This window comes from Marinobacter sp. bablab_jr008 (assembly GCF_016464145.1).
Taxonomy (GTDB): Bacteria; Pseudomonadota; Gammaproteobacteria; order Pseudomonadales; family Oleiphilaceae; genus Marinobacter; species Marinobacter nauticus.
In genome coordinates this window covers 60,069-80,882 of record NZ_JACDWW010000063.1, presented here as the reverse complement: position 1 = coordinate 80,882, position 20,814 = coordinate 60,069, and the positions used below count along the sequence as shown (strand labels likewise).

Here is a 20,814-nt window from a genome sequence, read left to right as displayed (position 1 = left end):
ACCTCTTGATCAAAATAAACTGACACGGGATGTAACATGAAAATCTCCACCCTCCTTGATCAAATCGAAATCGGCCAGATTGCCCTGCCGGAGTTTCAGCGAGGCTACGTCTGGAACCGGGATCAGGTTCGTGGCCTGGTGCGGTCTTTGTACAAACGCTATCCGGTGGGCAGCTTGCTCGCCTGGATCACGGACTCTTCTGAGGCGCAGGGGAGGGGGACCAGTGCGCTGGCGTCTGGGCAACAGGTGAAGATGTTGTTGGATGGCCAGCAGCGAATGACCTCGTTGTACGGCATTATCAAGGGTGAGCCCCCTGCTTTTTTTGACGGCGATGCCAATGCCTTCAAGGGGCTGTATTTCCATGCGGAAACAGAAGAGTTCTCCTTCTACATGGCTTCGAAGATGCAGGGCAATCCGCTGTGGGTGGATGTGACGCGTCTGATGAAAGAGGGCGTGGATACCATTCTTGAGGAGATTCTGGAATCCACCCAGGATTTCAAGCGCACAACTCACTGTGGCAATCGCCTTAACCGGCTGCGGGATATCCGTGAGATTGATGTTCACATCGAAGACGTCTCCGGCCCGGAAATGACTCTGGATGTGGTGGTGGACATCTTCAACCGGGTAAACAGTGGTGGCCGCAAGCTATCCAAGGGTGACCTGGCCCTGGCTCGGATCTGCTCGGTTGAGCCGGATGCCCGGTCCCGCATGCGCAAGGCTCTGGACGAATGGAACGCAGCGGGTTTTGCATTCACGCTGGACTGGTTGTTACGCAGTGTGACTACGATTGCCACTGGCGACGCGCGCTTCGTGGCTCTCCATGACCTTGATGCGCCATCGTTCAACAGTTCGCTGCAGCGAGCTATTAATCATATCAACACAGTTCTCGATTTGATCGGTGCCCGGTTAGGCCTCGACCATCAGCAGGTGCTGACCGGCCACTTCGCTTTCCCGATTCTGGCGCGTTTCCTGGATGATGCCGGTGGCGCTGCACAGGGCCATGCAACTCAGAACAAGATCCTGTTCTGGTATGTGCAAACTGCCATCTGGGGTCGTTATTCCGGTTCCACTGAGAGTGTGCTCTCCCGAGATCTGAATATCCTGCTGGACGCCGGGCCGGAGGAAGGGCTGGACGCGCTCATCCGGGAGTTGCAGCTGTGGCGAGGCAACCTGCGTATTCGACCTGAGCACTTCACGGGCTGGAGCCGCGGCAACCGGTTCTATTCCATTCTCTACATGCTGACCCGGGTTGGCGAAGCACAGGACTGGGGCTCGGGCCTTCCGCTGAAAAAAGGGTTGTTGGGCAAGAACACATCCCTGGAAGTTCACCATGTTTTCCCGCGGGATTACCTCAAGAAAAACGGCCATGACGACAAGAAGGCGGTCAACGCCCTGGGCAACTTCTGCTTTCTGACCAAGAGCAGCAACCTGAAGATCAGTAACCGGCCACCCCGGGACTATTTCCCCGAAGTGGAGGGTCAGCACCCGGGTGCCCTCGCCAGTCAGTGGATTCCTCAAGATCCGGAGCTACGTAAGCCGGAAAACTATATGGAGTTCCTGCGCCAGCGCCAGGCACTGCTGGCTGAAGCGGCTAATCGTTTTCTGGATACTTTGTATGACCTGCCATCGGACGAAGAAGCTCCTGAATATCAGGTTGTAGAGCAGGGCGAATCTGCTCCGGGTGGAATTGCGGATGAGCAGGAGGAGAAGCTTCTGGATGAGATGAATGCCTGGATTACGGAGCGGGGCCTACCGTCGGGAGATAAGGAGTTCGAGTTGAGAGACCCGGATACAGGTGAACTGAAGGCTTTTCTGGATCTTGCCTGGCCGGAAGGTTTGCAGGAGGGTTTGTCCGACCCGGTTGCATTGATTCTCAATGAGGAGATGGATGTCTTTAAACTGGCGACTAATGCGGGATTTCAGGTGTTTGATGATGCCGAGAGCTTCCGGGTTCATACTGCCCGTAAGGTACTTGGTGACCTACATTATGGCCTGCCTGATTGGGCGCAGCAGGTTGAAGAGGCTGCCATTCCGGTAGTGAACCATATTCTGAAGAGCGAGCTGCCTGCGCCTGAGTGCGGCGCTGAGATCCAGATGGATACCGGTGAGGTAGCCGGTGAGTTCGAGTTTGTGTGGGATGATCAGCGGGTTGCTGTGTGGGTGTCGGCAGAAAGGGCACCCCAGCGTGCAATGCTGGCAGCCCAGGGCTGGCGGTTATTCTCCCTTGAGGAGGTGGTGGAGTTGCCTAAGTTGTTGGAGGTGGCTTTGGAGAGGTCTTAGTTGAGGTGGCAATCACACCTGGGAAGGTTTACGATTACTAAAGTTAATTTAGTTTTGTAAACCGGTGATTCTATGATTGGTGACCGCTTGAAACGCGCCCGGGCTGCTGCTGGCCTTTCAATGAAGGCTTTGGGGGAGCAGGTTGGGGTAAGTGCGAACATGATCAAGAAGTACGAGCATGACGATAGTATGCCGACTTCTCCTGTGCTTATTCGCTTGTCTCGTGCCCTCGGTGTCCGCTCAGAATACTTCTTCCGTCCAGTTCGGGTATCGTTTAATCGCGTTGAGTATCGAAAACGTGCCAGTACCACTAAAGCTGAGCTCAAACGAATCGAAGCAGATGTTCTCGATCAGGCCGAGCGTTGGCAGGAACTTGCTGACCTGTGGCCCGAGTTTCCGGTTGCCGGGTTTTCGGGTGTTGAGGGATTGCCTGAGAGAATAACCGATTACGCTGAGCTGGAAAGCGTTGCCAACCAGGTTCGCCGCAGCTGGAAGCTGGGCCTGAATCCGCTGCCGGAGGTCATTGATGTTCTGGAGTCCAAGGGCATTCTGGTGATCACTACCGATGTTGATGTGGCTGGCAAGTTTGATGGTTTGCAGGCAACCGTAGCCGGGCAGCCATTAATCGTCGTCTCTAATCAGTGGCATGGTGACCGGCAGCGGTTCACGCTGGCACATGAGTTGGGCCATCTACTTCTGGAAGAACGGTTATCGCCAGATCTTGATGAGGAGAAGGCGTGCAACCTCTTTGCGTCTGCGTTCCTTTTACCAGCCGAGAGTGTGCGCGAGCAGATAGGCGAATCTCGCCATAGTATCGAGGTTCGTGAGCTGTACATGCTCAAGCATGAGTATGGCCTGAGCATGCAGGCGTGTCTGTATCGCCTCAAAGTGCTCAAGATTATCTCCGATAGCTTGTTTGATAAGTTAATCAAACGATTTTCAGCGGCGGGATGGCGAAAGCAGGAACCCGGAGATCAGGTGCCTCAGGAGAGCACCATTCTATTTCAACAGCTCGTTTATCGTGCGCTGGCAGAGGGAATTGTTGGTGAGTCAAAGGCCGCAGAGCTTCTCAAACTTCCCTTGATGCAGTTCCATCAGATGCGGAAGTTGGAGGCGTTCGATGCAGTTGTTGATCAGTGATGCAAACATCCTTATTGACCTTGAAGAGGGTGGGTTACTGAGGCAGCTTTTCGGCCTTCCGTATGAATTCCGGGTGCCGGATATTCTTTTCTACGAGGAGTTGGAGGACCAGCATGGTTACCTGGTAGATCTTGGCTTGGGATTGGGGGAACTGGATGAGAAGGGAATGCGTGCAGCCTTCGAATACACCCGGAAATACAATGGCCCCAGCCGAAACGATTGCTTTGCACTGGCACTGGCCCGTCAGGAAAGATGTCCACTGCTGACAGGTGACAAGGCCCTGAGGAAAGCTGCTGAGAAAGAGGCGATATTGGTCAATGGAACCTTGTGGGTTGTCGAGCAACTGGTCATTCACTCTGTGGTTACTATTGATCAGGCCAGAAATGCCTACCAACGGATGAAAAATAGTGGGCGCAGATTGCCTTGGGCTCTTGCTTTGCAGCGGCTGGAGGCTCTTTGAAGCAATAGAGATGTTGTTGTCTTGGCCCCGAGCCTTCAGCTATACCTCATTCAAAACAAAGACATATTTCTGAATCTAAGCTAAGGTTACTATCTTGTAGTAACCACCCACGGAGCCCTCATGATCCCCGGTTTGTTGGCCACGGAAGTTTCAGCAGCCCTGCGTGAATTCATCGTTACCGGTTACGAAACCGAGACCGATCCCTTCAAGGGGGAGTTCCGCCGCCTGGTGGAGGAGCAGCAAGACGGTGAGGCGTTTATCAAAGGGCCTTACGTTTCTGTTGGCCTGCCTTTTCTGACCGGCTCTTCTGGCCAGGATTTCTTCAAAAGTTTTGAAACCGAACACCCGCCTTATGCCCATCAGGAGCAGGCCTGGCAGAGGTTGGCTTCAGATCGCCGTGCTGCAAATACCCTGGTAGCTACCGGCACCGGTTCCGGTAAGACCGAATGTTTTATGTATCCGGTTCTGGACCACTGCCAGCGTGCGGCCGCGCCGGGCATCAAGGCTATTGTGATATACCCGATGAACGCGCTGGCAACGGATCAGGCCAAGCGCTTTGCTGCGGAGATTCATCGGCAGTCCACGTTAAAAGGCCTGCGCGTAGGGCTGTTTGTGGGTGGCGATGGCCAGGGCACCAAGGCCATGGGGCCGGATCAGGTAATTACCGACAAGGAAACCCTGCGTAATAACCCGCCGGATGTCCTGCTCACCAACTACAAGATGCTGGATTACCTGTTGATGCGCCCGCAGGACCAGAAGCTGTGGGCCCATAACGGGCCGGATACCCTGCGCTATCTGGTGGTGGATGAGCTGCATACCTTTGATGGCGCCCAGGGCACGGATTTGTCGTTGTTGATCCGCCGGTTGCGCGCCCGGTTTGATTTGAAGCCTGATCAGCTTGTATGTGCGGGTACATCCGCCACCTTGGGTGGTGATGACAGCATTAATGGCCTGCTTGCCTATGCTTCGGATATTTTCTCAAGCCCGTTCCGGCGTGATTCGGTGATTGCCGAGCAGCGGCAGAGTGATTCGGAGTTTCTCGATAATTTGGCCTATCTGGGTCTGAACAATCGAATTGGGCCGGATGATCTTTCCGCTGCTTTGAACGAAGGGTTGCAGGCTTACCTGGTCAAAGCTTACGACCTGTATTTCAGCAAGCAGCCGGAAGTGTCGCTGGATTCCAAAGAAGGAAGGATTCAGCTGGGCAGGGAACTCAAGCAGCATGGCCAGTTGGCGAATTTGCTAAGGCAGCTGAAGCTGGGGCAGGGCACGCCGCGATTCCGTGAGCTGGTACAGAAGCTGGCTTCGCAAATTCCACCTTTGTTCGCGCGCCAGCCGGATCAGGCTCTGATCGCGTTGCTGGCATTACTTTCCCATGCCCGGGATGAGGTGGGCCGGCCTTTCGTGCAGTTGCGTTTGCAGCTTTGGTCACGGGAATTGCGGCGTATTGTCGGGACATTGCGGGAGCCTAAGCCTCTCGGGCTGGCGGTTGAGGAGGATGCTGGAAACGGCCATTCTTCGGTTTTGCCGCCACTGCTGGCATTCGGTGATGACAAACCTCCGAAAGATCAGCACCGGGTGCGCTTGCCGCTGGTGCAGTGCCGTGAATGTCATGGTACCGCCTGGTTGACTCGCATGGAGAAGAGCCACGTTTCTGAACAGGTGGTAGAAACGGAGCTGCAGAATATCTATAGCGCGTTTTTTGGAAACCACGAGGAAACAGCTTTGCTGCTGCCCTGGCAACAGGGAGCGGGAATATCTCCGGCTGGCATGCACCTGGATAATTTCCGGGTGTGTCGGGACTGCGGCCGCACCGCAACTGCGGATTATTCCGGTGAGTGTAAGGGCTGCCAGGCCGGGAACGAGGCTCTGGTGCGAGTGAGCAAGCCGCATCAGCTAAAGGAGGTGAAGCGGGACAATGTGAATCGGATGGTTCACGAACACGATTGCCCGTATTGCTCAGCTAAATCTTCGTTGGTGGTATTTGGTGCCCGGGCCGCTAGTTTGAGTGCGGTGGCCATTCACCAGTTGTTCAGCAGTCGTGATAACGACGATCGCAAGCTGCTCACCTTCAGCGACTCCGTGCAGGATGCAACCCACCGTGCGGGTTTCTTCGCGGCGCGTACCTGGCAGAACAACGTGCGCATGGCGCTGACCCAGCTTCTTGAAAACCAGCCGCAGCCGGCTCCGCTGCTGCAGTTGCCGGAGCTGTTCGAGGCTTACTGGCTGAACCATGGCGAACACCAGGGGCGATTGGAGCTTGCCATATACCTGCGCGAGTTCATGCCACCGGACAAGCGTTTTACCGCCGAGTTCGAGCATTTTGAAACCACCGGAGAAGTGCGCGACCCTGCCCGGTTGCTCAAGCTGATTCGCGGGCGCATGTTGTGGCAGGTGCTGGAGGATCTGGGCTGGCGGTCTCAGGTGGGGCGTTCTCTTAACCGCTTGGGCATCGCCGCGCTGGACTGGCCGGCGGAACCCGTGGCCCGTGCAGCGGCTTCGTGGCGCGAGGTTGCTGATAACACGCTGGGTTATCGGATTGATAAAGAGGCGGCTGCGGGCCTGATGACCGGGCTGGTTCAGCACATGGTGAATCTGGGGGCTTTCGGGCTGAAAGACCTGGCCTTTTACCGGGAGAAATCCGGCAAGAGCTACCTGCTCAAGTTTGTGGATTATGCTCCGCCTTTGGGCCCTTCATCGCCCAGGCCCCGGTATCCGGCGCTTGCTACAGCGGAAGGTTATGAGCCGCTGAGCCATAACAACGCCTCGCGCTCCTGGTATGAGAACTGGCTGAGTTGCCTAAACCCGGATGCCATGGCGGATCGCAAGCAACTGGAACACGTGCTTGCCGCTGCACTAGATGCGTTAGCCAGCGCCGGCATGGTGCAAACCGAAACCAACGAACGCGGCGTGAAACTCTGGGCCCTGAACCCGGAAGTGCTGACTATCGCTACGGATATTCAGGCGGTGGAGTGTGAAGGCTACCGCCCGGTGCACGTGCCGGCAGGTAAAGCTCGTGGCTGGCTCGGGCTGCCAATGATCAGTGCGGCCGGGCCGGAGCTGTTGTATGAAAACGTGGTACCTGTGCGCAATACGTTGTACCGGAACCTGTATCGGCATGGCGAAATCCACCGGGTGATTGCCCACGAACATACCGGGCTGCTGGCCACCAGTGAACGGGTTCGGGTCGAAAACAGCTTTATCAAAGGCGAAAAGCCCTGGGAATATAACCTGCTGTCTGCCACGCCTACGCTGGAAATGGGTATCGATATTGGTGACCTGTCCAGTGTGCTGCTGTGCTCTGTGCCACCGGCCCAGGCCAACTACCTGCAGCGGGTGGGCCGGGGTGGCCGCCGCGATGGCAATTCCTTTGTGCTGACGGTGGCCAACGGCCGTCCCCATGACCTGGTGTTCTACGCAGACCCGGGCCGGATGCTGGACACCCCGGTGGAACCACCGGCGGTGTTCCTGAAAGCCCGCCACGTGCTGCGCCGACAATTACTGGCCTACACCATGGATTGCTGGACGAGCTGGGCGAGCGGGGACAATCAGGTGCCGCACACCATGCAGCCGGTACTGGATGCGGTGGAAAAGGCCCAGGAAGATCGTTTTCCATACACCCTGCTGAATTACCTGAAACACAATATGCAGGAGATCTGGGACGGTTTCAGTAGCCATGTGGCCACGGAGCTGAGCGGGGATGACCTGGAGTTGCTGCGCCAATATCTGTTCGGCGGGCCGCAGTACGATGAAGATCGCCTGGAGTTGTACCTTATCGCGCGCCTGAAGTTGGTTGCCGATGAGCGTAACCGCATGGCCACGACCATCAAGAACCTGGACAAACAGCTGGAAAAGCTGCGCAAACAGCCCCAAGACGAGCATACCCAGGCAGAGATTCTGGAACTGGAGCGGGAAGCGGCCGGGTATCGTGGCATGCGCATTCGTCTGAACAAGCGCGAGACCCTGAACTTCTTCACCGACGAAGGTTTACTGCCCAACTACGCCTTCCCGGAAGAGGGCGCGACGCTGCATTCGGTGATTTTCCGTTCCGAGAAAGGCGCGGGCGGCGATGGTGCCGAAAACGAGTTCGTGAAGCGCGAATACGAATACCAGCGCCCGGCCCAGGCAGCGCTGACGGAGCTGGCACCGGAATCGGTGTTCTATGCGGGCAACCGCAAAGTGAAGGTGACCCGGGTGGAAACCGCCAAGGGCCGCAACATTCAGGACTGGCGTTTTTGCCCGCGATGCCATTATTCCGCGCCGGCCGATGAGCCGGATGCCGGCTTCAGCGCCAAAACCTGCCCCCGTTGTCACACTAATCAGTGGGGCGATGAAAGCGCCCGCACCAAGATGCTGAAGATGACGCAGGTTTATGCGTTCACCAACGCCAGGGACGCGATTCTGGATGACCGCTCGGATGACCGGGAACCGGTGTTCTTCAATAAGCAGATGTTGATTGATTTCAAGCCGTCTGACGTGCCGATCACCTGGGTGCTGGACGACAAAGACAAGCCTTTCGGTTTTGAGTTTATCCGTTCCGCCCGGTTCCTGGAGGTCAATTTTGGCCGCCGGGAAGGGGAAGAGATGTACTTCGATGTGGCCGGTGAGCACATTCAGCGCGCGGGTTTTCCCATCTGCCGCGAATGCGGTTCGGTGCAGACCAAAGCCGCAGCCAAGGGCAAGAAAGAAGCGGAACACCTGAAGTCTTGCAGCTATGCTCGTGGGCCCAAGAAGTTGCCTGGCGGCAAGGAAGACACTGGCCTTGAAAACTGCCTGTACCTGTACCGCCAGTTTTCCTCTGAGGCGTTGCGAATTTTGCTGCCCCGGTTGTCGACCGGTGGCACCGAGGAGCAGGTGAATTCCTTTGTAGCAGCCCTGCAGTTAGGCCTTAAGCGCCGGTTTGGCGGCAAAGTGGACCACCTGCGGGTGGCGTACCAGAGCGAACCGGTGGGTGAAACTGACGAACGCAGGCACTTTATCGTGCTTTACGATTCCGTGCCCGGTGGCACGGGTTACCTGCATGAGCTGCTGAGCCGTGTCGAGAACATGCAGGAGGTATTCCGCAAAGCCTATGAGGTGATGGATGCATGTGACTGCTACCAGAACACCATGGACGGCTGCTATCGCTGCCTGCTGGAGTATCGCAATGCCTACGGCATGGAGAGCACCAGCAAGGCGCTGGCTCTGGAGATGCTCAAGGATATTGTGGACGGCGACCATCAGTGGGTTCAGGACAAACAGGGCCTGAGTGCTTTGGGTGGCAATCCCTGGATCGACTCCGAGCTGGAGGCGCGTTTTCCAGAGGCCTTGGCGCGATTCTCCGGCGAAGACTGCGTGGGCAACCACAAAGTGCGGGTAGGCAAGGATATTATCCGTGGCAAAAGCGGTTACCGGCTGACCATTGGTGACCTGGCCTATGAAATCGAGCCCCAGGTGAATTTGAGCATGGCGGAGGGCGTTCAGTTCGCCAGCAAGCCGGATTTCGTGCTCTGGCCCGTGCGCACGGGCTTGCTGCCGGTCGCTGTTTTCCTGGATGGATACAAGTTCCATGGTGATAAGGCCAGCGAAGACCTGCTCAAACGCCAGGCCCTGATGCGCGCCGGTTTTGTGGTGTGGACCTTGAACTGGTACGACGTAAACAAAGTGATGGGCGACAAGGCTATGGATGTGCCCCTGCCATTGGGCATGACCTCGCCAGAGCAACATCACCAGGCGATCGCCGGGCTGGCCAAAGTGGCTGGGGTAAATAACACGGCACAACACCTGAACAAGAGCACCTTTGACTTGCTGATGCACTTACTCACTGAGCAAGATGTTACGTTGCTGAGCCAGCAGGCGCTGTTTTTCCTGCTGCAGTGCCTGCCGGCGCGTTCGATTGCTGACCCCTCCGTTAAATCGGGCGTTCTGGACAGCCTGAACGGACTGCCAGCAAGTTTCACTGACCTGACACCAGATCCGGCTGCATTGGCTGCCACGGTGGATCTGACGGACGAGAAGGCTGCAGCGGCGATCTCTCTGAGCTTGCTGGCCGGCCCGGATCTGCTCAAAACCTTTGACCTGAACAAAGCGATGGTCTCCGCCAGTTACACGTTGAAAAAAGGCAGCGAAGACCAGGCCCGCTATCAGTGGCAGCGATTCTGGAGTGCTGTCAATTTCCTCCAGTTCCTGCCCGTGTTCTACGCCTGGACTCCCGACTCCAAAAACAGCGGCCTAGCCGCCGGCCTCGAGTGGGGTAAGACCCAGGCCCAGAATGACAAGCCTGAAAAGCGCGAGCAGGCTCCCGCCTGGTTTGAAAATCTAGAGGAAGAGCTCCGCCTGAAGCTGGACGCTCATTCGGCAAACTGGCCTGATGAGGCGTTGGTGGCTGAGGCTGTGGTTGCCGGCGAGCTGGATGAAGTGGTTGGTGAAGCAGAGCTGATGTTTGTTGATGCGAAGATTGCTTTGTTGCTTGAGGACATTGAGGATCAGGTGGCGGCGGGGCCACACCTGGAAGCGGATGGATGGCGGGTCTGTACTTCGGTTGAAGAGTTGGTTGCTGCCATGAATGAATTGGAATCGGGAGCCTGAGATGGCGAGTGTTGCATTCTCTGACAAGTACTTTGAAAGCCTGCTGGAGCTGACCCCCAAGGAGCAAAGCCAGGCGAATAAAGCGGTTATGCTGTTCCAGCAGGACCGTAACCATCCCAGCCTCAACTATGAGAAATTGCCCGCATTCAAAGACAACAAGGTTCGGTCCATTCGCGCCAATCAGGATGTACGTATCATTCTGGCCGCTGCCGAGAAGGAAGATCTTTATCTGATGCTGTACGTGGATCACCACGAGCCGGCGTATAAATGGGCGGAAAAGCGCAAGATCGAGATCAACCCGAATACCGGTAGTCTGCAGGTATTTACGGTTGAGGAAAGTACGCTCGAGCAGGCAACCGGTATACAGCAAACGCCCGCTCAGCCCGGTCTGTTTGATGCCGTGCGCGATCGCCAGTTACTTCAACTCGGCGTTCCGGAAGAAGCACTTCCCGTAATTCGCTCCATGAGGATCGAGGCAGATCTGGAAACGGCTCTGATTAACGAGCAGATTCCCAAAGACGCTCACGATGGCCTGTTCATGCTGATGGCCGGAGCCAGTTTTGAAGAGGCCTACAACGAAGTAGTTCCTGCGGCACCGCAGACAGTGGATACCGAAGACTTCACCGCAGCACTGACTCGGCCCGAATCCCGCGCGTTGTTTACGGTGGCCGAAAACGAGCAGGCTCTGCAGGAGGTGCTCAATCAGTCCATTGAGAAATGGCGGGTATTCCTTCACCCGGCCCAGCGCCGCCTGGCGGAGGGAAAGAAGAACGGCCCGGTTCGGGTACTGGGTGGTGCCGGTACGGGTAAGACGGTTGTTGCCATGCATCGGGCCAAGTGGTTAGCCAATCATCTTGATGAAGGTGACGGAAAGATTCTGTTCACGACCTTTACCAAAAACCTCGCTGCAGATATCCAGCAAAACCTGAACAAAATCTGCTCCCAGGACGCTCTTTCCTGGATTGAGGTACAGAACCTCGATGCCTGGGTGATGAACTTCCTGAAAAAGCAGGGCTACGATTACGGATTGCTTCTGGATAGCCGTGAGGAGAAGAAGCTCTGGGAGCAGGCCTATTCGGAAAAGCCTGCCGGCATTGATCTTGGGATGTCCTTCTTTCAGGAGGAATGGGCGAGGGTGGTTCAGTCTCAATCGGTTAGCAATGTGGATGAGTATAAAAAGGCATCCCGTATCGGCCGAGGCACTCGTCTGAATCGTCAGCAGCGGGTGGAGATCTGGCCGGTTTTCGAGCGTTACCGGCACCTGCTTGCCAGCAACTATCTGAAAGAAACCGATGACGCCTACCGGGATGCCCGTGAACTGATCGAGAACAAGCCAGAGCTTCGGCCTGCCCTGGCGGCTGTCATCGTGGATGAGGCGCAGGACATGGGTAGTCAGGCATTCATGCTGATCCGCGCCTTAGTACCACCCGGCCAAAACGATCTGTTTATCGTGGGTGATGGCCACCAGAGAATCTACGGCAAGAATAAGGTTGTCCTGGGCCAGTGCGGTATTGATATTCGGGGCCGTAGTGCTCGCCTTAAAATCAATTATCGAACCACGGATGAAACCCGCAAGATGGCGGTGAGTATTCTGGAAGGTGTGGCAGTGGATGACCTGGACGGAGGGGAAGACACTCAGAAATTCTACCATTCACTAATGCATGGCCCGGTACCGGAGGTGCGTTGTTTCGATTCCATGGATCAGCAGGCGGAAGCCATTCTGGAAGCTGTGAGAGCAAATGATCTTGCGCCGGAAGCCTGCTGCGTGATCGCCCGAACTCGCCGGGAGGTCAACGAACTGAAAGCCGCACTGGAAAACCGGCAGCAGCTTTGCCACGTTCTGGAAGGACAAAGTGCCGCCACTCCGGACGGTGCTCTGAATCTGGCCACCATGCACCGCGTAAAGGGCCTGGAATTCGATGGAGTATTTTTGGCCTCCGCGAATCAAGGGCTTGTACCGCTGGACTTTGTCGTTAATGCCGCCGCAGATGCGGTTACGCGCCTACAGCGAGAGAATGAAGAACGGGCTTTGGTGTATGTCAGCCTCACCCGGGCCAGGAAATTGGCCTTTGTATTTGGGTATGGGCAGATGAGTGAGTGGTTTTCAGGGTTCACGAATTAAGGTTTATAGAAGGGATTTTGAGCATAGAACAGCAAAATCCGCCGTGCAAACGTGACCAGAATAACCAAACTCAGGATCGATACACCACCTGTCTCCTCGGCGGCGAAATAGGCGATGCCCAAGCTTGACGGTTTTTGGAATTTTACCCGGCTTTCTAGCTTTTAAGCTTACGATAAGCCCAAGCCTCGAGCTCGTCAGCTTTCCAATACCCAACGGCGCCAATGAACAGCAGGGATACTACAAACCCGCCGTAACCGAGAAGGGCTGCTGCCATGTTCATAGTGATTCCGAATCTATCCTCAATATGTGTTGATCATACCTGTTTTTAGAGGTCCGAAGCGAGCAGCAAGACCTCGTTGAGGTCTTGCTCAGTTGCCAGCCAGTCTCGAGGCGAAACGATGCCGCTCGGTAGTTCTAGATCGGGATGTTTGCGGGTCATAAAGCGGTTTATGGTGAGCACTGATAACTCTGGCGAAAGTCGATTCAGAATTTCAGAAAGGTGAGGTAGGGCTCCCTGATTCGTAAACTGCCATCCGGGCAACAAAAGGGTTCCATCGGGTGCTTCAAATGCAAAGAACTCTGGGGATTCTGTGGTTGCAAGGCCTCGAATTACTTCTTGTGGTAAGGACAACCACTGTGAAGCCTCTTCAAGGGTCATGGCTTCTCGAATCATGGTACCTATTTCGTTCTGAAGCTCTTGGCGACGGCTTTGGGCGATCTCAGCAGTATGAGTTCCGTGAACATTCTCGAACCGTGCTCCACCTGCTGCTTTTTCGCTGCGAAGATGCACTACTAAGCTATTGATTCTAATGACTGCTAAAGGTGTATTTAGGGCTAACAAAATACCTTAAAAAATAGCGTTAACATATTGTATATCCGGTAATTTTGTTTCATTAGGGTTTCGAACTGCAACTCCGTGTACGCCGGTTCGATTCCGACCCGCGCCTCCATTTTACCCTTGCTTTTCAGTTGCTTACGATTTCGGAAAATAACCGGCGTCTTTCCCGCGAACGTTTTCCTAATTTTTTCCATCTCTCTCAGCGATTTCAGCGTCGATTTTGACTATAACGGCGAGATGATTTCCTGCTCTCGCTTTTAGTGCCTCGCAGCAGGTACAGTCAATGTGAGCACCCGGACCTTGCGTGTAAAAAATGTTGCCTATATTATCAAAAGTGTAAAAAAAGGGAGTTTCGTGTAAATAAAGTTTTGGCGAGGGGATGAAAGGGAAAACATGCAGTACGCAGGTTACGCACATCTTATTAATCAGGACAGTATCTCGGCCATAGCGCCGGCGATATCTGCGGAAGTGCGCTCGGTCACCCGCAAGGAAACCATCGGCCAGACTATTGCTGTGCCCGCAAAGCTGGCCCCGGCCCCGGACGATCGCCTGGGGCACGTTCTGTTTGCCATCAAACACGAAGGTATCAACTTGCAAGTATTGGCCCAGGCACTGCCGGCCATCCCAGAGCCTGAGATCCGGCAGGCCTTTGATGCCTCCCCAAACAGCCAATACCTGCGCAAGGCCTGCTTCCTGTGGGAACACTTTACCGGTGAGACGATTCGACGCGCCACGGAGAGCATCCAGCAGGCTTACGTGCCGTTGTTTAACCCCAAAGCCTACATTACCGGCCAGGGACAGAAGAATCCCCGTTGGCGAGTGATATTCAATGGCCTGGGCACACTGGATTACTGCATCACAGTGCGGCGAACCAGAGAGCTTCAGGCGTTGCTTGATGAACACTTGCTGCAAAAAGCAACCGAGTTTACCGAGTCGCTGCCGAAAGACATTCTTAACCGCACGCTGGCCTGGGCCTACCTGCACGAAACTAGGGATTCCTACGCCATTGAAAACGAAGCACCGTCGGAAGATAAAGCCACCCGCTTTGTGAACCTGCTGAAACAGGCCCACAGCCCCCGAAAACTGGATGAAGACTACCTGGTAGACCTGCAAAACGCCGTTATCAGCAACGTGTTCTCCCAGGCGGTGTCTTTCCGAACGGAACAGAACTATCTCAGTAACGGCCTGCGCGGTGCGCTGGGTGTTAGCTATGTGCCGCCGGCCCCGGAACTCTCGCGTTCCTTGATGGAACATCTGATGGTGCTGGCAAACCAGCAGCCGGAAGATACGGACCCACTGGTATTGGCCAGCATCGTATCTTTTGGTTTTGTTTTTGTTCATCCCTTTATGGACGGCAATGGCCGCCTGTCCCGGTTTTTGTTTCACCAGGTACTGTGCCAGCGTGGAGCCCTTCAGAATGGCCTGGTGCTTCCTGTATCCATAGTGTTACGCCAGAATGAATCCGAATATCTAGGTGTGCTGCAAGCGTTTTCGGAACAAGCGAGGCAGTACTGGGATGTTACTTACATCGACGAAAACCAGTTTCAGTTCGAATTTAAGGGCCATGAAGCCCTTTACCGGTACTGGGATGGCACCCACTGCGCAGAATTTATGGCCCGTGCAACCAAACAGGCTATTGAACAACACCTGAAAGAAGAGACCGTGTTCCTCACGCGGTACGACGAAATCTACCGCCGCATAGACCAGTCCTTCGATATACCCAACACCGATCTCTCCAGGCTGGTGATGTTCTGCCTGGACCAGAACGGCCGCATTTCGAATCACCGACGCAAGCAATATCAGTACAAGGTTCCAGAAGAGATCTTCGATGCGCTGGAACAGGCATATCGAATCCTGGTAAATGAAGACATCAAGCCTATGTAGCAGCGAGGGCTTCTACCCCTGATTGTCGAAAAAGGGTTACCGAAATTGCCAACAGCTTGCTGTTATCTTGTATACAGTGGAGCGAAATCTCTAACCCATTAAACACAGATTGAATGAAATGAAATTGGTCTGTATTTCCGACACCCACAGCCTGCATAGGTGCATTCCAGGCATCCCGGACGGTGATGTGCTGATTCATGCCGGGGACTGCCTGGGGCAGGGTACGTTAGAAAACGTCATAGACTTCAACGACTGGCTTGGGACTTTGCCTCACAGGCACAAGATTGTTGTTGCCGGTAACCATGACTGGGCTTTTCAGGAAACTCCGGAACTCGCGCGGCAGGCATTAACCGAAGCCATCTATTTGGAAGACAGCGGTGTTGAAATCGAGGGAGTCCGATTCTGGGGGCCCCCTGGCGTACCCCTTCAGCAAGGCTAATCCGAATGAAATCAGGCTTCGTTCGTTGCTTATAAATTGCGCGAAGTCCGGAGCTTCATAAACGCCTCTGCCGCTTTCGCCGGCATCGGTTTGGCGTAAAGAAAGCCCTGAGCGAAATCGCAACCGAGATCACGTATCAGCTTTGCCTGTTGCTCCGTCTCTACACCTTCTACAAGAATGCTCAACCCGAGACTCTGGCCGACCGTAACCATGGCTTTCATGATGGCCATGTCGCTTTCGTTTTCCATGGCATAGTGAAGAAAGCTTCGATCGATCTTGATGCTGCATACCGGGAGCTTCCGAAGATAAACCAGGGAAGAGTATCCGGTGCCGAAGTCGTCAATGGATATATGGAGCCCGGCAGCCTTGAGGCGCTCCAGTTGCCTGGTTTGGTCTTCTTCGCTGCCAAACACCTCGTTTTCCGTGAGTTCTACCCCGAGTTGCTCAGGTTTCAAACCATAGTGTTCGATGGTTTCCAGGATCTGGTCAGCCAGGTGTGGATTGGTCAGTTGGCGACCGGACAGATTGACGTCAATGCGTACGCCCGCGAGCTCAGTTCGCTGCCAGGCTTTGAGCTGCTTGCATGCGGCATCGATGACCCAGTCACCGATACGGTTTATAAGCCCCGATTTTTCAGCAACAGGGATGAACGTCGCCGGCGAGACAAGGTTTGATGCCTTGTCGAAACACCGCAACAGCGCCTCGCAGGAGGTGGCCCCGCCAGTTCTCAGATCTATTTGTGGCTGGTAGTAAAGTTCCAATCCGCCGTTCGTCAGTGCCTGTCGGAGCAGGGCGGTAATCTGTTGGTATTTGACGAGCCGGTCGTTGATATCAGAGGTGTAGAAGCAGACCGCATTCTTTCCGATCTCCTTGGCGCGGTACATGGCCGCGTCTGCGTTGCCCATAAGTTCCGCTGCGGTGCCGCCATTGTGTGGGTACAGGCTGACGCCAAAACTCGCCGATACCTGATAGCAATCACCGTGAAGCTGCACCTTGCTTTCGAGTGCCTTGACCAGCCGTTGAAGTAATTCATGGATGCCTTCTGGGCCATGAAAATCGAACAGTAACAGAACGAATTCGTCGCCTCCGAAACGGCAGAGCAGATCGCTGTGTCGTAATTCCTGCTTTAAGGTGTCAGCAACCGATTTGAGGAGGGTGTCGCCCTGATAGTGGCCGAGGGTATCGTTAATCAGTTTGAAGTTGTCCAGATCCATGAAGATCACCGCAACTTCGCGATTGCAACGATCTGCCTCGGCCAGCCGGCTTTCAAGTTCAGACTCCATCAGGCGTCGGTTGGGTAACCCGGTAAGATCATCAAAACTGGCGCGGCGAACCAGTTCTGCCTTGGCTTGCGTTTGTTCTTCCAGGCTGATGTCGATACAGAACATTTCGCACTCGCCGGTATCCTGTTTGATCATGACATGACTGGAGTAAACGGGAACCAGGTGGCCATCCTTGTGTTTCAGTGCCAGTTCTTCTGCGGGAATGCTGATGTTGTGATCGAGCCAGTTGGTGTGGGCCTCAATGACGGCTTCGCGCATGGCTTTCGGAATAATCAGGTCCTCCAGCCGTTTTCCCTGAGCCTCATTTCTGGAGTACCCGTATAGTCTTGTGCTGGCTTCATTCCAGTAGATGACCCTCCGATTCCGGTCGTAGCCCTGAACGGCAACCATCGGAAGGCTCTCAATCAACTCATGGAACTTTTGTTCACTTTGCTCCGATTGTGACGATGACGACGATCTGTCCTTCTTCTTATCCATGACGGACGAGACTCCTCCCGGTTGGGTGAGAACGCATCTATGCGCTTTCCAGTCGTTCACAACAAGAATAGGAAGCCATTCCTCCGTTTGCGAGCCTGATGGGATATTCCTTGTTAGAATACGCCGGCATTTCCAACGTTTGGACGCTCAGTGAACACCACTTCCTTTGAATCCCTCGCCTGTCCGCTCGACGGCAATCCGCTACAGCGGGAAAACAAAGTCTGGCGCTGTCCGCAGGGCCATAGCTTCGATATTGCCCGCCAGGGCTACGTAAATTTGCTGCCAGTTCAGAAAAAGCGCTCGAAAGAACCTGGTGACAGCAAAGCCATGGTGGCCGCGCGCCAGCGCTTTCTGGAGGCGGGATACTATCGCCCGATTGCGGATGCCGTGTCGGCTGCAATCCTGAACGGCGCTGCCAGGGGCAGCGAACTCAGTTGCCTGGATGCCGGCTGTGGTGAGGGCTATTATCTGCGCCAGCTAGCGTCCCCGAACGGTGAAATCTCACTATCGTTGCTCGGATTGGACATTTCCAAGTGGGCGGTGCTGGCGGCTGCGCGCAGGGAAAAACGCGCAGGTTGGGTGGTTGGCAGCAATGCCAATTTGCCGGTGTTACCAGCTTCAGTCGACCGTCTTCTTTGCCTTTTCGGGTTTCCGGTGTATCCGGAGTTTGCCCGGGTTATGCGGCCGGGTGGGCGATTGGTGCAGGTAGACGCCGGCCAGGATCATCTGAGGGAATTGCGGGAGATTGTCTACCCGGAAGTTCGCGCAGACTCCCGTAAAGTGGCTCCGGTACCGGAGGGATTTCGGCGAATCGGCACTCAGGACTTACGCTTTACAGTGCATCTCGAAGGCGCCGAGCCCATTGCCGATTTATTGGCAATGACCCCGCACCTCTACCGGGCGAGTGCGGAAGGCAGGGCACGGGCTGCGGCGCTGAAAACGTTATCGGTAACCGTGGATGTCTGCCTGCAAACGTTTGAGCGTTATAATCCTGCCGGCTGATCAGCGCTTTCCATCCCCCAGCGGGTGCCTCTCGCCTTGAGCCGGTAAAACTCCTCGATGATGCCGGCCATGGCCTCAGGGCAGTACTCTCGAAGGCCGCCCAGTACCAGCCGCTTGGCAACCTCGCCAACGGTTTTGCCGGAAGACTGCAGGTTGTATTCAAGCGTTACGTTGCCGCGTTTACCCGCAACTTCCAGGTCCGCGTTGTTCAGTTCGAGGTCTGGGTGAGGATTCTCCAGCTGTGTGAGAGCCAGGCTCATGCTCTCATACATCACCATTGGCCGGTCGGGATTGAACATCACCCCGTGTGATTCCATCAAGGGCTTGAGCGTGTGCGGAAAGTTTTTCCCGGACGCCGCAACATAGCACCGACTGAACTCTTCAATCACTTTTTCATCCCGGGTTACCGCGCCTTTACGGGTAACTTCCAGGTAGACCTTACCGGCTTCGTCGACAACGTTGATGGCTTCGCCATTGTCGCTTTCGCGGAACTCAAGCGGAACCTCGGCACCAAGCAGGTTACGGAACTTGAAGGTCATATTTTCTGAGAGCCCGAAACGGGACACCACAATGGTGAACAGCAGGTCGCCGGGCACGCAAAAACGACGGGCGTCCGGATCGTGGATCGGATTGAAGTCCCCGGCGATCTCTTTGGCAAAGTAGCTGGCCTGGGGTGCGGAAATCACAATACGTCCGTCCTGGACGGAATAGAACTGTTCAGAAAACATGGTGGGCCTTTTCTGGTTTGCTGAGCCTCGAGGGCCTGGGGAGTGAATTCACCCGAGCGGGCATTATAGGCCTTAGCGTGGCTCAAGGTGAGCCCGACCATGGTACTAATAAGGATGAATACGGACTAACACGGAAATTCAGGCAACAAAAAAGGCAGCCGAAGCTGCCTTTTTGATCGTACTGGGCTGTTATTTACAGACCAACTACGTTTTCCGCCTGAGGACCTTTCTGGCCCTGAGTCACGGTGAATTCAACCTGCTGGCCTTCTGCCAGAGTCTTGAAGCCGCCGCCCTGAATGGCGCTGTAGTGAACGAAAACGTCCGGGCCGCCTTCACGAGTGATAAAGCCGAAGCCTTTGGATTCGTTGAAGAACTTAACAGTACCGGTAACAGTAGACATATTTTACTATCCTGAATTCAATCATTTAATGTGCTGCCTGGTCTCGTTGTGAGGGCAGGTCAGCGGTGTGCGGAAACATAAAAACTGGCGTGATCAAAAACAGGACGAACACTACTTATAACAACAGGGATGCGTCTTATTGATGAATGCTTTGCTAAATCTTTCCAACGACGGCCACTGTACTCCTGTCTCGATGGTTTGCATAGCTATTTTTTCTAGGCAGATACCCTGATCACCGGAAACCACTCAAACCAACTCGCTCGAATCCTGCAGTTTGCGCGTTAACCGGGACATCAACTCCCCACCGTGACGCCAGAAGTGCCAGTAAAGAGGAACTTCCAGGCCGCTGCCCGGGGAGATACTAACCAGTCGATTTGCCTCGATATGCTCCCGGGCCTGAATTTCCGGAATCATTCCATAACCCATGCCGGCCAGCGCAAGCTTTACGAAGCCCTCGGATGAAGGGCACAGGTGGTGCGGAAATTTGCCCTGATAGCCCACCTGGGCCAGGAACCGATGCTGGAGTTGATCGTTGGGCCCAAACACAATGGCAGGCGCGGATTGCAGGCTCCCGTTGTTCAGCCCGTCAGGAAAATAGCGGCGGGTATACTCCGGTGTGGCCAATGGCTGATACGTCATCACTCCCAGCGGTATGCACCGGGCGCCGGCAACCGGCTGAGGGCTGCTGCAAAGGCAGGCGGCTACATCGCCCTCGCGCATGCGCCGCAATCCGACGTCCTGGTCTTCTACCACCATGTCCAGAAGTATTCCCTCTTCGGTACAGAAGTCGCCGACGGCAGAGGCCCACCAGGTTGCGAGGCTGTCCGCATTGAGCGCGACGCGGAATCGAGTGGCTGGTTCGGCCAGGGAGGGAATGGAACTGGTCAGGTCGCGTTCCAGCAGGCGCACCTGATGAACATGATTGAGTAATCTCTGGCCTGCGGGCGTTGCTCTTGGGTTTTGGCTTCGCACCAGCACAGGCTGGCCAAGCCTGACTTCAAGTGTACGAATTCGCTGAGAAATGGCGGACTGGCTGATGCCCAGCATGTCGCCGGCTTTGTCAAAACCGCCGGCGTCGACCACGGCCGCAAGGGCTTCCAGCAATTTGTAGTCAAGCATAAGAAAAACTTATCAGGTATTAACAGGATGAATTTCAAGTATAGCGGTAACGGGGTAGGCTTTCGCCATTAATCA

General features: G+C 55.1%; 13 protein-coding genes. 8 read left to right on the top strand and 5 right to left on the bottom strand.

All coding sequences use genetic code 11. The features are described 5' to 3' along the window. The first annotated feature begins 36 nt into the window (after nucleotides 1-36). The 5 genes from JIF53_RS12710 (at nucleotide 37) to JIF53_RS12690 (ending at nucleotide 12,569) form a co-directional block, all read left to right on the top strand. On the top strand, nucleotides 37-2,280 hold the full coding sequence (locus JIF53_RS12710) for a GmrSD restriction endonuclease domain-containing protein (RefSeq protein WP_199452648.1): 2,244 nt from the start codon (nucleotides 37-39) through the stop codon (nucleotides 2,278-2,280). Between the two features lie 72 nt (nucleotides 2,281-2,352). Continuing rightward, complete coding sequence (locus JIF53_RS12705) at nucleotides 2,353-3,420, top strand: helix-turn-helix domain-containing protein (protein WP_199452646.1); 1,068 nt, start codon at nucleotides 2,353-2,355, stop codon at nucleotides 3,418-3,420. Continuing rightward, nucleotides 3,401-3,880: a PIN domain-containing protein gene (locus JIF53_RS12700; RefSeq protein ID WP_199452644.1), complete on the top strand. Its 480-nt coding sequence runs from the start codon at nucleotides 3,401-3,403 to the stop codon at nucleotides 3,878-3,880. Before JIF53_RS12705 ends, JIF53_RS12700 begins: the two co-directional genes overlap by 20 nt. Before the next feature lie 120 nt (nucleotides 3,881-4,000). Next, entirely contained in the window at nucleotides 4,001-10,447 is a 6,447-nt protein-coding gene (locus JIF53_RS12695; protein ID WP_199452642.1) for a DEAD/DEAH box helicase, read from the top strand. A 1-nt stretch (nucleotide 10,448) separates the two neighbouring features. Then, nucleotides 10,449-12,569, top strand: a complete 2,121-nt coding sequence (locus JIF53_RS12690; RefSeq protein ID WP_199452640.1) for a UvrD-helicase domain-containing protein — start codon at nucleotides 10,449-10,451, stop codon at nucleotides 12,567-12,569. Between the two features lie 325 nt (nucleotides 12,570-12,894). On the opposite strand, the gene JIF53_RS12685 is transcribed toward JIF53_RS12690, so the two are convergent. Then, nucleotides 12,895-13,359 carry a hypothetical protein gene (locus JIF53_RS12685; protein ID WP_199452638.1) on the bottom strand — a complete coding sequence of 155 codons (465 nt, stop codon included), beginning with the start codon at nucleotides 13,357-13,359 and terminating at the stop codon, nucleotides 12,895-12,897. A gap of 441 nt (nucleotides 13,360-13,800) precedes the next feature. On the opposite strand from JIF53_RS12685, the gene JIF53_RS12680 reads away from it, so the two are divergent. Both JIF53_RS12680 and JIF53_RS12675 read left to right on the top strand, forming a co-directional pair. Then, complete coding sequence (locus JIF53_RS12680; protein ID WP_199452636.1) at nucleotides 13,801-15,291, top strand: Fic family protein; 1,491 nt, start codon at nucleotides 13,801-13,803, stop codon at nucleotides 15,289-15,291. 118 nt (nucleotides 15,292-15,409) lie between these two features. Next, nucleotides 15,410-15,730, top strand: a complete 321-nt coding sequence (locus JIF53_RS12675; RefSeq protein WP_379944482.1) for a metallophosphoesterase — start codon at nucleotides 15,410-15,412, stop codon at nucleotides 15,728-15,730. 29 nt (nucleotides 15,731-15,759) lie between these two features. Here JIF53_RS12675 and JIF53_RS12670 read toward each other — a convergent pair whose 3' ends face one another. Beyond that, nucleotides 15,760-17,490, bottom strand: a complete 1,731-nt coding sequence (locus tag JIF53_RS12670) for a putative bifunctional diguanylate cyclase/phosphodiesterase (protein ID WP_199452634.1) — start codon at nucleotides 17,488-17,490, stop codon at nucleotides 15,760-15,762. Nucleotides 17,491-17,640: 150 nt separating this feature from the next. Here JIF53_RS12670 and JIF53_RS12665 point away from each other — a divergent pair, with 150 nt between their 5' ends. Continuing rightward, a complete protein-coding gene (locus JIF53_RS12665; protein WP_011784826.1) occupies nucleotides 17,641-18,492 on the top strand; it encodes a putative RNA methyltransferase in 852 nt (283 codons plus the stop codon). Here JIF53_RS12665 and JIF53_RS12660 read toward each other — a convergent pair. The 3 genes from JIF53_RS12660 to JIF53_RS12650 form a co-directional block, all read right to left on the bottom strand. Next, complete coding sequence (locus JIF53_RS12660) at nucleotides 18,474-19,220, bottom strand: DUF3581 family protein (RefSeq protein WP_011784827.1); 747 nt, start codon at nucleotides 19,218-19,220, stop codon at nucleotides 18,474-18,476. The genes JIF53_RS12665 and JIF53_RS12660 overlap by 19 nt on opposite strands. 193 nt (nucleotides 19,221-19,413) lie before the next feature. Then, complete coding sequence (locus tag JIF53_RS12655; RefSeq protein WP_011784828.1) at nucleotides 19,414-19,620, bottom strand: cold-shock protein; 207 nt, start codon at nucleotides 19,618-19,620, stop codon at nucleotides 19,414-19,416. Between the two features lie 246 nt (nucleotides 19,621-19,866). Beyond that, nucleotides 19,867-20,739 (bottom strand): LysR family transcriptional regulator ArgP, encoded by an 873-nt coding sequence (locus JIF53_RS12650; RefSeq protein WP_199452632.1) that lies wholly within the window; start codon nucleotides 20,737-20,739, stop codon nucleotides 19,867-19,869. Nucleotides 20,740-20,814: the final 75 nt, after the last annotated feature.